This is a genomic window from Halomonas sediminis (assembly GCF_044871105.1).
GTDB lineage: Bacteria > Pseudomonadota > Gammaproteobacteria > Pseudomonadales > Halomonadaceae > Vreelandella > Vreelandella zhuhanensis.
Window position 1 is genome coordinate 1,345,329 of the sequence record NZ_CP085246.1, and the last position, 13,281, is coordinate 1,358,609.

Consider the following 13,281-nt stretch of genomic DNA (forward strand, 5'->3'; position numbering starts at 1 on the left):
AGCAAAGGCCTGGCTCGCGTCAATTTGCGATCAGGGCGCTTCGCTGTCGATGAGTCCGTAATGTTTCAGCTTCTTGCGCAAGGTACCGCGGTTCAACCCCAGCACGTTGGCGGCGCGCGTCTGATTGCCTTGGGTGTGTTCCAGTACACAGGCCAGCAAGGGGGCTTCGACTTCCGCCATTACCATGGCGTAAAGGTCACTTGCCTCGCTGCCGTCAAGATGTTCGAAGTAACGTCGCATGGACACTTCGACCGCTTCACGAAGAGGCTGAGGGCGTGGTGCGAGGGGGGATGTCACCATCGTTTCCGGCGTATCACTGGAAGACGGCGCACTCGACAGAGCTTGGCGGTGTGTCATGCAGCATGGCTTCCTTTGGGTAATAGACGCGAACTAGGATCCTCAGCCATGACGGCCTGAATCCAGTCAAGTTGCGCAAGGGGCGTGTCAATGGCATTGAAATGACATTTGAGGCTGTGTTGCTGAGTGGGGCTAAACTGTGGATCAGCCATCAGATACCAGCCTAGATGCTTACGCGCGATACGCACACCCATATGGTTGCCGTAAAATGTATGCAGAGCAGTAATATGTTCGCTCAGCACAGTGCGGCGTTCGCGCAAAGAGGGCGCCGCCCAGTGATTGCCGTGTGCCAGAAAATGTTCGATTTGGCGAAAAATCCAGGGGTTGCCTTGAGCTCCTCGCCCGATCATGAGGGCATCGGCCTGGGTATAAGCCAGTACTTCGGCAGCTTTTTCGGGGCTGTCGATATCGCCATTGGCGAATACCGGGATCGACACCCGGGATTTGATGTCGGCGATGGTGTCGTATTCGGCTTGCCCGGTGTAGCGCTGCTGGCGATGCCGGCCATGGACGGCAAGAGCCTGTATGCCTGCCTGCTCGGCAAGACGCGCAATCACTACGCCATTATTGCTCTGTTCGCACCAGCCCGTGCGAATTTTCAAGGTGACGGGAATATCCACGGCAGCGACCACCGCTTCAAGGATTTCGGCCACTAGGGTTTCATCACGCAACAGGGCCGATCCTGCTGCCTTATTGCAGACTTTCTTGGCCGGGCAGCCCATGTTGATGTCAATGATCTGGGCACCCTGAGCGGCATTGAGGCGAGCGGCCTCGGCCAGCATGGCCGCATCGCCACCGGCAATCTGAATGATGCGCGGCGAGGGTTCGCCCTGGTGATCCATGCGCAGGCGTGATTTGCGGGTATGCCATAGGCTGGGGTCCGAGGTCACCATTTCCCCCACCACCAGCCCAGCCCCCAGGCGCCGACATAATTGACGGAACGGGCGGTCAGTGACACCGGCCATCGGCGCTAGAATAACCCGGTTGGGAAGCGCATAAGGGCCAATGGCGGGTACGGCAGGGCTTGCAAGACTCATGGCGTTAGTAGCTATGTAATTGAAGGGCAGGTGGGTTTCAAGGAAACGTATGATACGCCGACTGGGCAGCAGGGTGAAGGCCGGAGCGTCTGCTCTGCTGTCCAGCAACGGGGTTCCTTTAGCTTGAAAGCCGGTTCAGTTCAGGACGGCGCGATGCCCGGTGAGACGTGCCCAGCCTTCGCGAATGGCGGGATCATCCATGATCAAGCCTTGGGCCCTGTAAGCGGTGATCACTTCATCGGCCTGATGGGCCAGAATTCCCGAAAGTGCCAGGTAGCCGCCCGCTGCCACGTGGCCCACAATCGTAGGGGCCAGTTGTATCAGCGGTCCTGCCAGGATATTCGCCAGCACAACCGGATAAACATCGCCGGACAGCTGTTCGGGGTAGCACAGCGTCAAGCTGCTTTCCGGCAATGTGTTACGCAGGGCGTTATCGCGGCTGGCCTGAAGTGCTTGGGGATCGATATCGGTGCCCTGGGCATGGGCGGCACCCAATTTCAGGGCGGCAATGGCCAGAATTCCCGAGCCACAGCCTACATCGAGCACCCGTTTGCCTTCGAGCTCGCCGTTGACGGCCAGGGAGTCCAGCCATTCCAGGCACAGGGCCGTCGTAGGGTGGGTTCCGGTGCCGAAGGCCAATCCGGGATCGAGCACCAGATTGACCGCCTCGGCGTCGGGTGGTTCGTGCCAGCTGGGTACAATCCATAGACGCTGACCCATCCGCAGCGGCTGGAAGTCGTCCATCCACTCTCGCTCCCAATCGCGGTCGGCGAGCAATTCATACTCGATTTCCGGGCACGGTTCTTGTGGCAGCTGTACAGACCAGGCGGCGTTCAGACGTTCGAGCATGCTGTCTACCGCTTCCAGGTCATCGTAAAGCGCGGTCAGGATAGTATCCTGCCATAAGGGGGTGGTGCCCCGCTCGGGCTCGAATACCGGGTCGTCATGAGCGTCCTGCAAGCTGATGGCGGTGGCGCCTTCGGCAAGCAGCAACTCTTCCAGACGGTCGGCCTGCTCCGGTGCGACGCGGGCTTTCAACTGCAGCCAGGCCATGGGTGATCTCCCTATGAAACGAGCGATAAGACGGCGACGCTTGCCAGACTAGCTTTTATACGAAAAGTTAGGAGGCGAGCTTTTTTTCCAGATAATGGATATTGACTCCGCCTTGGCGGAAGTAGCCGTCACGCACCAGGTCTTTCTGCAAATCGATATTAGTCTTGATGCCTTCCACCAACAGCTCGTCCAGCGCATTGCGCATACGGGTCAGGGCAATGTCGCGGCTCGCTCCCCAGGTGATCAGCTTGCCGATCAGGGAGTCGTAGTGGGGCGGTACCGTGTAACCGGTGTAAAGATGCGAGTCCATGCGCACTCCCAGGCCGCCTGGGGCGTGATACAAGGTGACCTTGCCGGGAGACGGCATGAAGGTACGGGCATCTTCGGCGTTGATACGGCATTCGAAAGCGTGGCCGTTGAGCGTGATGTCTTCCTGGCGATAGGAAAGTGGCTGGCCGGAAGCAATCAGTAACTGCTCCTTGACGATATCCACACCGGTTACCATTTCGGTGACCGGATGCTCGACCTGAACGCGAGTGTTCATTTCGATAAAGAAGAATTTACCATCTTCGTAAAGAAACTCGAAAGTGCCGGCGCCGCGATAATTGAGCGTGATACAGGCTTGGCGACAGGCTTCGAGCACCTTGGCGCGCGCCTCGGGGTCGATGCCGGGGGCGGGGGCTTCTTCGAGGACTTTCTGATGACGACGCTGCAAGGAGCAGTCACGGTCATACAGATGGATAGCGTTGCCCTGGCCGTCGGCAAGTACCTGAACTTCCACGTGGCGTGGCTTTTCCAGGAATTTCTCCATATATACCGTGCCATCACCAAACGCCGAATGGGCTTCGGTGCGAGTGACATTGACCGCGGAAAGCAGGTGGGCCTCGGTATGTACCACCCGCATGCCGCGCCCACCACCACCGGAAGCAGCCTTGATGATGACAGGATAACCAATGCGTTGCGCGGTTTCCAGAGTGGCGCTTTCATCGTCGCCCAAAGGGCCGTCAGACCCCGGCACCGTGGGTACACCGGCTTTTTTCATCGATTCGATGGCACTGACTTTATCACCCATCAGGCGAATGGTATCGGCGCGTGGTCCGATGAAAGTAAAGCCGGAGCGTTCCACCTGTTCGGCAAAGTTGGCATTTTCCGAAAGAAAGCCATACCCGGGATGAATGGCACTTGCGTCGGTCACTTCGGCCGCACTGATTAGCGCCGGGATATTGAGATAGGATTGGGCCGAGGAGGCGGGGCCGATACAGACAGCCTCATCCGCCAGGCGAACGTGCATCAACTCGCGGTCCGCCTTGGAATGTACCGCAACGGTCTTGATGCCCAGTTCTTTACAGGCCCGCAGGATGCGCAGAGCAATCTCGCCACGATTGGCGATAAGTACCTTGTCGAGCATGGGAGAATCCACCCGTGTCAGAAATGAAAGATCAGGCAATCACGATCATCGGCTGATCGAATTCGACCGGCTCGCCATCCTCGACCAGAATGGCTTCCACGACACCGTCGCGATCCACTTCGATCTGGTTCATCATTTTCATGGCTTCCACGATACAGACGGTGTCGCCTTTCTTGACGGTGTCGCCAACTTCGACAAACGATTTGGAACCCGGCGCCGGGCTACGGTAGAAGGTGCCTACCATGGGTGACTTGAGCGCTTCGCCACGATATTGCTGTTCTGCCGGCTCGGCATCTGCAGGCATGGGTGCCGCAGGCATGGGTGAAGTGGGTGCCGGATAGTGCGGCATCGGCTGCGATTGCCAGTTGGTGCCATTGGGGTGTCGGCTGATGCGAACGGATTCTTCACCTTCCTGAATTTCGATTTCGCTGATATTGGATTCTTCGAGTAACTCAATCAGTTTTTTGACTTTGCGAATATCCATCTCATTATCCCAGTTAGGTGGTAGCGAGTGTAGCTTCATGGGTTGAACAAGGCATGGCCCATGATTACGTCATGTTGGAACGAGTTCTAAACTCGCAGTAAACCGGCATCAAATTTGAAGAGAAACCTGCAAGATGATGCACATTGCTTGGTAGTCCGCTCTAAAAGCCGTACTTTACCTTGAAATATGGCAGCCGAGTTTGCCGAAAAATACCCATGATGTCCAGTCGTGCAAGAGCATGACCTGATATGTGCTTTTGGCGTGCGTTTGGCGAAGATTGTGCGTTGGGTCGCTCTGGCGAACGACTTGAAGCTAGCTGGCCAGCCAGGTGTTCAGATTATCCAGATGCTCGCTCAGGTGGTCGGCATTCACCTCGCCCTGAATTCGCGCATCACGAATTTCCTCGCCGCCATGAAAGAATAATAGGCTGGGGGGACCGAAAAGACTGAAATGATCGAGTAATTCACGGCTGACGGGGTCTGTCTGGGTAACGTCCACATTGATTCGCACATAGCGTGCCATGGCTTGAACAACTCTCGGGTCGGGATAGACATTGCGCTCCATCAGTTTGCAGGAAATGCACCAGTCGGCAGTAAAATGCACGAACGCTGGGCGCCCTTGCTGCTGGGCGCGTGCCAGTTCCCGTTCCAAGGCGTCGAGGCGGTTCACGGTAATGGCTTCAACAGGCACTGCTTTAGCGTTTCCCTCTGTGCTGCCCGTCATCTGGTTGCCTAGAGGGCGTAGTGGGTCATGGCCCCCTTGTGCGGCCCCGACAAGCAGCACGACGCCCCAAGTCAGCAATACAATGCCGAGCGCTTGACGCACGCGCGGCCACCCTTGGGGCTGATTGAAGGTCAAGGCGCCCAGCGCCAGAGCCGTACCGATAGCCAATGCCGCCCAAAGAAGCATGACCAGCGGAGCGGGAAGCAAGCGTTCCACCATCCATATCGCCACGCCTAGCAGCAGGATGCCGAAGGTGATCTTGATGCCATTCATCCAGGCACCGGAGCGCGGCAAGAAGGTAGCGCCGAAGGTGCCCACCAATAGCAACGGCACCCCCATGCCCAGGCCGAGCGCCAACAGTACGCCACCGCCCATGAGGGCATCGCCGGTGCTGGAGATGAAGACAAGGGTCCCGGCCAAGGGCGCGGTCACGCAAGGCGAGACCACCAGCACCGAAAGCGCGCCGGCGACGGCAAGCCCGGCAGGCCCGCTGCGTTGGGCACGATTCTGCCAAGCATCGATGCGCCCGGTCAGTCGGGGAGAAAGGCGCAGGTCAAACGCCCCGAACATGGCCAGGGCAAAGAGGCTGAACAAGACACTGAAGGTGATCAGCACCGGTGCGGATTGCAGGTGAGCCTGCAAATTGAGCCCGGCACCGAACAATCCCATCAAGACGCCCACCAAGGCGTAGGTAAAGGCCATCCCGAGGACGTAGCTTGCCGAAAGCACGAAAGCTCTGGGTCGTGAAGGATTCTGGCCGACAATAATCGAGGAAAGAATCGGAATCATGGGGAGTACGCAGGGAGTGAACGTCAACCCTAGCCCGGCGAGAAAGAACAGCCCCAACGCCAGCGGTAAGCTGGCGTCATGTATCAGTGCACTGAAACGACCGTCTTCACTTTGCGGGGGAGCAAAGCTGTTGCTGTCTCGACTCGGTGATGATTGCTTAACCGCAGAAGAAGACGATGCCTGGGGAGTCCAGTCGGTAAAGGCGGGGGGCGCACCGGTCTGAGCCGCCTGCAATGTGGTGCGTTCCGGCGGATAGCAGAGGCCTGCGTCCGCACAGCCCTGAAAGGTCAGTTGCAGCTCGAATGGCCCGGAGTGGCTGTCTTGTAAAGGTGTCTCGAAGACCAGGGTGTCGCGGAAGACGTAAACATCGCCTAGAAATTCATCGGTGGTGAAGTTGCCTTCCGGTAGCTGAGGTTCACCTAGGATGACTTCTTCATCAAGACTTTCCACCGCGAACTGGTGCCGGTAGAGGTAATACCCTTCGGCACTTTGCATGCCGATATATAACGTCTCTCCGTCATGCCAGGCGCTAGGCTGAAATGCTTGCATCACAGGCAGGAAATCATCCTCGCCACCCGACGAATTGAACCATTGAGCCTGAACCAGAAGCGGAACAAAAAGCAGTAACAGGCAGGTAAGACGTTTAACTATCGACACAGCGTTTCCTTAAACCGAAAGCTTGACAGGGTAGCTGACTTAGGCATTGCTGACTTGGGCATTTAAAACTCAACGTTTTTAATGCTCATTATCCAAAAGCCGGCGTGCTTTCGAAATACATAAGCTCGGGAGGTTCCCTTCAACTGCATCAGAATACCGCAGCCAGGCGCAATACGCAGGCGATGCGCGCTCATGTCGCGGGAGCGTCTTTTCTAGCGATTTAATACATGGAAGCCGCCCTTGGGCGGCTTCCATAGCGATATTCAATCTCGAAAATCAGCTTAATTCAGGTTTTTTCGTAAGCGATCACTGATTTTTCGATTGCCTTGCGCGCGGCCTCAGCACCTTCCCAGGACTCGACCTTGACCCATTTGCCTTTTTCGAGATCCTTGTAGTTCTCGAAGAAGTGGGCGATCTGCTGGCGCAGAAGCTCGGGAAGGTCGGTAACTTCCTGAACGTCGTCGTAAAGACTGCTCAGCTTGGCGTGAGGTACACACACCAGCTTGGCGTCTTCACCGGCTTCATCGGTCATATTGAGAATGCCGATCGGGCGAGCACGAATGATGCAGCCGGGCTGAACAGGGTGGGGTGTTACCACCAGCGCATCCAGGGCATCGCCGTCATCGGCCAGGGTGTGAGGAATAAATCCGTAGTTGGCCGGGTAGAACATCGGGGTGGCCATGAAGCGGTCCACCAGCAAGGCGCCCATGTCCTTGTCGATCTCGTACTTGATAGGCGAATGATGGGCCGGAATCTCAATCACCACATAGACGTCATTGGGAAGTTCTTTACCGGCGGGAATGTTATCGAAGTTCATCGTGAATTCCTTGCTGTTGCAGGGGCTCGAGGAGTGCGCGAGTCGGCGTTAATTGGCAAGGATTATACGAACATGACTGCGGGATTACCAATGCGACATAGGTTGGGATGAATAAGCTGGCGATAGATAGGATAGTGAGTGGGGCTGGGAGCATCGTTTCCAGGCAACGACGTGTATCATGATGCCCACTGTCAGGTGCAATCGCCGGTAAATTAGGCGCATTTGCTGTTAAATCGAGGAGGATGGCTTGGCACATGCCCAGTTATTGTTGAGTTACGGCCAGGCATTCGTGGCACCGGAACGGCGAAAACATCGCAGTTCGATGGCGGTGCGGATGCCGGAGCCGACCTTGTTGCGAACCAAGGGGGCATGTGCGGTGATCAGTGATTCCGTGTCGCGCAATGTCATGGCCAAGCAAGCCGGCGACCTGAGTGTAAGAGGCTTTCTGGCTGATTATTTTTCCACTCCCGACCACTGGGAGGTTAAAACATCAGCCACCCGGGTGCTGCGGTCACTCAATAGTTGGTGTTACAGCCAGAGTCAGCATGTCAAGGAAGGCAGTTTCGTTTCCTCGCTTTCCGCATTGGTATTCCGCGGGCGTGAGGCACATCTGTTTCACATGGGTGATACCTTGGTATTTCGCCTGCGTGGGGCTGAGTTCGAGCAACTTTCGCAGGACCATGTGACTGATCTCGGGGGCTATCGTTATCCCTCTCGAGCGCTGGGCATGGATTGCAGCCTGGAGATTGACTACAGCCGGATGCCGCTCAAGCAGGGGGATATTTTCCTGTTCACGACTCAGGCGGTGCGCGGCACCTTACTGCCTTCCGATTATGTGCGTCTGATTCGGTTGGATGCCAGTGATCTGGACGCTGCCTGTGACCGTCTGGCGGATGAAGCTCGGACACGGGCCCAGGACCGTGGCTATGGTGGTGACCAGTTCTGCTTTCAGCTGGTGCGAATCGATGAGCTGCCCGAAGAGGAGGAGGATCATCCCGGCCGGTTGTACGGTGATTTGCCAATTCCGCCGGAGCTATCGCCGGGTGAACGCCTGGATGGGCTGGAAGTGCAGGAGGTGCTTTCTAGAACCGCCCAATCACGTGTCTACCGGGTGCGCGATATTCATACTGAGCGCGAAATGGTGATGAAGGCCCCCAGTCCGGAGCTTTCGTTGCGCAATGCCTATCTGGAGCACTTTCTGTTACAGCAATGGGTGGTGGAGCGAATCAATTCACCCTTTGTGGTGCGGGTCATGGAGCCTTCCCGGCCACGTCGCTATCTGTACTATCTCATGGCGCACGTGGAGGGCGAGACGTTGCGTCAATGGGCCGAACGCCATCCTCAGGCGAGCTTGAACCAGCGTCTGGATATTGCCAATCAACTAGGCAAGGCCGTCAAGGCATTGCACCATCGTGATGTGCTGCATCAGCAGATTCATCCTGACAATGTGTTGATCGATAATCATGGGAAGGTGGTGCTGGCGGATTTCAGTGCCTGCCATTTTCGTGAAATAGACAATCAGCGTCAGTCTCGGGAGCTGCTCGGGCAAGTCGGTATCAACGAACATAGCGCGCCGGAGTATGCGCTTGGGGACAGCTTGGGAAGGCGCAGTGACCAGTATGCCTTGGCGTCGACGACCTATTGGTTATTGACCGGTGAGCTGCCTTACGTCCTGACCCCCAATCGGTTGCGCAGCCATACCGACCTGGAGCAGCTAAGCTACCGCAGCGCACGTAGTTTCAATCCCGAGATCACCCAGGCCCTGGATGATGCGTTGCGCCGAGCCTTGGACCCGCAACGGGCGCTGCGCTTTCGTCGAATGTCGGAGTTTCTGCATGCTCTGCAGGTATCGCTGGGGCGCAAGGAAGATAAGGAGATTCAAAGCCGGGAACCACGCCGCTTCTGGCAGGGCGTGGCCGGTATTCTATTATTGCTGTTGGTGCTTTCCTGGCTGCTGCGCTAGCTCAGGAAAGGTTTGGTGCGGAAGCCTCGGCCCAGGATTTAGAGCGTGAAGAATTAAAGCGTAAAATCAGGCAGTTTGCGTTCCGCCAGGGTCAGCGAAAGACGAGCGACCTTGGGCAAGCCGTTTTCAAACGGCGGGAAGTCTTCGCCTTGGATCAAGGGCAGCAGATACTGGCGGCAATCCGGTGTAATGCCGAAACCATCCTCGGTAATAAACGAGGGTGGCATGAATTTTTCGCGGTTGGCGACATCGGCCAGCGGTGTCGCAATGATATCCCACTGATAGGGCGTTTCGCTGAGACGGCGAATCGCCGGCATCATCGAGTTCTTGCCGGCCAACGCCAGTGCGACGGCTTCGCGGCCGACTGCATAGGCCTGCTCAACGTCGGTTTTCGACGCAAGATGCCGTGCGGAGCGTTGCAGGTAGTCGGCGACCGCCCAGTGATATTTATAGCCCAGGTCCTGCTTGATCATACCGGCAAGCGTGGGTGCCACACCGCCCAGCTGACGGTGGCCGAACGCATCGGTGTTGCCGGCATCGGCAAGGAAGGTACCGTCTTCGTAGCGAGCCCCTTCGGAGACTACGATCACGCAGTAACCGTAGCGTTTGACGCTTTCATCCACTCGCGCCATCGCTTTCTTACGGTCAAATGCCACTTCCGGGAAGATGATCATATGCGGCGGCTCGCCTTCCGCTTCACCGGCCAGCCCGCCCGCGGCGGCAATCCAGCCTGCATGGCGCCCCATCACTTCGAGCACGAATACCTTGGTCGAGGTGGCACACATCGAGGCGATGTCGAGAGACGCTTCAAGAGTGGAGGTGGCGATATACTTGGCGACGCTGCCGAACCCGGGACTGTTATCGGTCACCGGCAGATCGTTATCCACGGTCTTGGGCACATGAATAGCGGTTAATGAATAACCCATTTTTTCTGAGAGTTGAGAGACCTTCAGGCAGGTATCCGCGCTATCGCCGCCCCCATTATAAAAGAAATAACGAATGTCATGTGCCTTGAATACCTCGATAAGGCGTTCATATTGGGCGCGATGGGTTTCGATGTCCTTGAGCTTGTAGCGACAGGACCCAAACGCCCCGCCCGGGGTGTGGCGCAGGGCGGCGATTGCCTCATCGCTTTCCTGATTGACGTCGATCAGGTCTTCGGTCAAGGCGCCGATAATCCCATTGTGGCCGGCGTAGACCTTGCCGATCTGGTCGGGCGCCTGGCGGCAGGCTTCAATGACACCGCAAGCAGTGGCGTTGATTACGGCGGTAACGCCGCCGGATTGGGCATAAAAGGCATTGTGCTGGGCCATGGGGACGTCTGATGCTCCTGAGACAGTAAAGACGGTAGTAAGGACGATGTTAATAACGACAATGCTAGTAAAGGCAATCGAACCGGTGCTGCACCGCAAGGCGAAAGGTCAAAATGCGGGAGTTTAGCGCAAAGCCTGGGTGCCTGCATCCGCTCAGTCGGTGTCTTCCATGCCCTGTTCACGCTGGGCCAGTTGCCATCCACCCAGATCCTTGTAGCGATTTACCATGGCGCAAAACAGTTCAGCGGTGCGTTCGGTATCGTAACGCGCTGAATGTGCTGCCTGGTTGTCGAACTCGATACCTGCGGCTCGACAGGCACGCGCCAGTACGGTCTGGCCATAGACCAGTCCGGCCAGAGAGGCGGTGTCGAAGCTCGAAAACGGATGAAACGGATTGCGCTTGATGCCACAGCGATTCACCGCGGCATTCAGGAAACCATGGTCAAAGGCGGCGTTATGGCCAACCAACACCGCCCTTGTGCAGCCATGCGCCTTGAGTGCCTTGCGTACCGGGCGAAAGATCTCTCCCAGGGCCTGAGCTTCGGTCAGCGCGACTTGACGCCGCAAGGGATCATCCAAGTTTATCCCGGTAAAATCGAGCGCCGACTGCTCCACATTGGCCCCCTCGAAGGGGTGGGTGTGGTAGGAATAGGTGGCGTCGGGTAGCAGATTGCCTTCCGGGTCCATGGTCAGCGTGACCGCGGCAATCTCCAGAATTGCATCCCCTTGGGCATTGAAACCGCCGGTTTCCAGGTCGATCACGACCGGCAAATAACTGCGAAAACGTTGGGCCATTAAGTCGCGGGCGATTGCCTCGCTCATGCAGCTCTCCTTGTGAGGCGGGGTAACGAGTCGGCGGATGATGAGTGGCGCGAATCCGCGCCTCGGTAATCGATTCTAGCAGCTTTGATGCAGGATCGTCGTCGGCGGTATTCGCTGAGCATTCAGAGCGCTATACTTGGGGTTTATCCCAATGTCCTGACACCGCTACTAGGGGTGTCGGTTTCCGGTGAACGAAGGAGCAAAGAATGTCCGATGTCAAGAAGGTAGTGCTGGCCTATTCAGGAGGTCTCGACACTTCCGTTATCGTCAAGTGGTTGCAAGAAACCTACAACTGCGAGGTGGTGACCTTTACTGCCGACATCGGCCAGGGGGAAGAAGTGGCACCGGCGCGCGCCAAGGCGGAAAAGCTGGGCGTCAAGGAAATCTACATCGAAGACCTGCGTGAAGAATTCGCGCGCGATTATGTCTTCCCGATGTTCCGGGCCAACACCATCTATGAAGGTGAGTACCTGCTGGGCACCTCGATCGCCCGCCCGCTGATCGCCAAGCGCCTGATCGAAATTGCCAACGAGACCGGTGCCGACGCCATTTCTCACGGCGCCACCGGCAAGGGCAACGACCAGGTACGCTTCGAGTTGGGCGCCTATGCGCTCAAGCCCGGTGTCAAGGTAATCGCCCCCTGGCGCGAATGGGACCTGACGTCCCGCGAAAAGCTGATGGCTTACTGCGAACAGCACGAAATCCCGGTGGATTTTTCCAGTGGCAAGAAAAAATCGCCGTATTCCATGGATGCCAACCTGCTGCACATTTCCTATGAGGGCGGCATTCTCGAAGATCCTTGGGCCGAAGCCGAGGAAGATATGTGGCGCTGGAGTGTCTCTCCGGAAACCGCGCCGGATCAGCCGACTTACGTTGAACTGACGTTCGAAAAAGGCGATATCGTGGCGATTGACAGCACTGCCATGAAAGCCCACGAGGTACTCGAACACCTGAATAAGGTGGGTGGTGACAACGGCATCGGCCGATTGGATATCGTCGAGAACCGTTATGTGGGCATGAAGTCGCGGGGTTGCTACGAAACACCGGGCGGCAGCATCATGCTGCGCGCTCACCGCGCGATTGAATCCCTGACGCTCGACCGGGAAGAAGCGCACCTGAAAGACGAGCTGATGCCCAAGTACGCCGAAGTGATTTACAACGGCTACTGGTGGAGCCCGGAACGCCGGATGCTGCAAGCGGCGATCGATGAAACGCAGAAAAACGTTTCCGGCGTGGTCCGCATGAAACTCTACAAGGGCAATGCGATTCCGGTGGGCCGCAAGTCCGAGCAATCGCTGTTCGATGAGTCGATTGCCACCTTTGAAGATGACGCCGGTGCCTACGATCAGAAAGACGCAGAAGGCTTCATCAAGCTCAATGCCTTGCGCTTGCGTATCGCTGCCGGAAAGGGTCGCCTGCAAGACTGATCCGTTGCCTTGATGCCTGCATCGGTGGGGTTGCCCGCCGATGCAGCCGGCGACATGGAGGGTAGGATGCTGAAAAAACTTTTTTCCGGCTTGTTCAACGCCGAAAGCAGTGCGCAAAGCCCCGAAGCGGCCGAGCCGGTGGCCTACAAGGGCTACCTGATCATCTCGCAGCCTGAAGAGCAAGGTGGGCAGTTTCGGGTCAGTGGCTGGATCCAATATCCGCAGACAGAGGGGCATACGCTCGAACATCGATTTGAGCGTTCCGACAGCCTTCCCGGACGCGAGGCCTGCGATGCCTTGATGGTGAGCAAGGCACAGCGTTATATCGATGAAGTCGGCGATGCGATGTTCGAACCCGATCCTCGTCAGCAAGGCTCATCCGCTCAAGCAGGCTCCCCCGAAGGCAGCTAGCAAACGTCAGCGAAGGAGTA

At 57.1% G+C, this 13,281-nt stretch carries 12 protein-coding genes; 3 read left to right on the forward strand and 9 right to left on the reverse strand.

Annotated features, from left to right (window positions below):
- Positions 1-30: 30 nt before the first annotated feature.
- The 7 genes from fis to ppa form a co-directional block, all read right to left on the reverse strand.
- Positions 31-357, reverse strand: a complete 327-nt coding sequence (gene fis, locus LG290_RS06515) for a DNA-binding transcriptional regulator Fis (RefSeq protein ID WP_499836722.1) — start codon at positions 355-357, stop codon at positions 31-33.
- Positions 354-1,394 (reverse strand): tRNA dihydrouridine synthase DusB, encoded by a 1,041-nt coding sequence (dusB, locus tag LG290_RS06520; protein WP_499837052.1) that lies wholly within the window; start codon positions 1,392-1,394, stop codon positions 354-356. Before dusB ends, fis begins: the two co-directional genes overlap by 4 nt.
- Before the next feature lie 135 nt (positions 1,395-1,529).
- A complete protein-coding gene (gene prmA, locus LG290_RS06525) occupies positions 1,530-2,447 on the reverse strand; it encodes a 50S ribosomal protein L11 methyltransferase (RefSeq protein ID WP_499836723.1) in 918 nt (305 codons plus the stop codon).
- Positions 2,448-2,514: 67 nt separating this feature from the next.
- Positions 2,515-3,855, reverse strand: coding sequence for an acetyl-CoA carboxylase biotin carboxylase subunit (gene accC / locus LG290_RS06530; RefSeq protein ID WP_499836725.1), 1,341 nt, complete (start codon positions 3,853-3,855; stop codon positions 2,515-2,517).
- Positions 3,856-3,886: 31 nt separating this feature from the next.
- Positions 3,887-4,339, reverse strand: a complete 453-nt coding sequence (gene accB / locus LG290_RS06535) for an acetyl-CoA carboxylase biotin carboxyl carrier protein (RefSeq protein ID WP_160416952.1) — start codon at positions 4,337-4,339, stop codon at positions 3,887-3,889.
- A gap of 312 nt (positions 4,340-4,651) precedes the next feature.
- Entirely contained in the window at positions 4,652-6,508 is a 1,857-nt protein-coding gene (gene dsbD, locus LG290_RS06540) for a protein-disulfide reductase DsbD (protein ID WP_499836726.1), read from the reverse strand.
- Between the two features lie 286 nt (positions 6,509-6,794).
- Positions 6,795-7,325 (reverse strand): inorganic diphosphatase, encoded by a 531-nt coding sequence (ppa, locus tag LG290_RS06545; RefSeq protein ID WP_160416950.1) that lies wholly within the window; start codon positions 7,323-7,325, stop codon positions 6,795-6,797.
- Positions 7,326-7,572: 247 nt separating this feature from the next.
- Here ppa and LG290_RS06550 point away from each other — a divergent pair, with 247 nt between their 5' ends.
- On the forward strand, positions 7,573-9,288 hold the full coding sequence (locus LG290_RS06550) for a bifunctional protein-serine/threonine kinase/phosphatase (protein ID WP_499836727.1): 1,716 nt from the start codon (positions 7,573-7,575) through the stop codon (positions 9,286-9,288).
- A gap of 53 nt (positions 9,289-9,341) precedes the next feature.
- Here the strand turns inward: LG290_RS06550 and LG290_RS06555 are convergent, their stop codons facing one another.
- Positions 9,342-10,601 (reverse strand): 6-phosphofructokinase, encoded by a 1,260-nt coding sequence (locus tag LG290_RS06555; protein ID WP_499836728.1) that lies wholly within the window; start codon positions 10,599-10,601, stop codon positions 9,342-9,344.
- A 153-nt stretch (positions 10,602-10,754) separates the two neighbouring features.
- Positions 10,755-11,423, reverse strand: a complete 669-nt coding sequence (gene rnt, locus LG290_RS06560) for a ribonuclease T (protein ID WP_114486233.1) — start codon at positions 11,421-11,423, stop codon at positions 10,755-10,757.
- A gap of 206 nt (positions 11,424-11,629) precedes the next feature.
- On the opposite strand from rnt, the gene LG290_RS06565 reads away from it, so the two are divergent.
- Positions 11,630-12,850 (forward strand): argininosuccinate synthase, encoded by a 1,221-nt coding sequence (locus tag LG290_RS06565; protein WP_499836729.1) that lies wholly within the window; start codon positions 11,630-11,632, stop codon positions 12,848-12,850.
- A 66-nt stretch (positions 12,851-12,916) separates the two neighbouring features.
- Positions 12,917-13,261: an HlyU family transcriptional regulator gene (locus LG290_RS06570; RefSeq protein WP_499836730.1), complete on the forward strand. Its 345-nt coding sequence runs from the start codon at positions 12,917-12,919 to the stop codon at positions 13,259-13,261.
- The last annotated feature ends 20 nt before the right edge of the window (positions 13,262-13,281 follow it).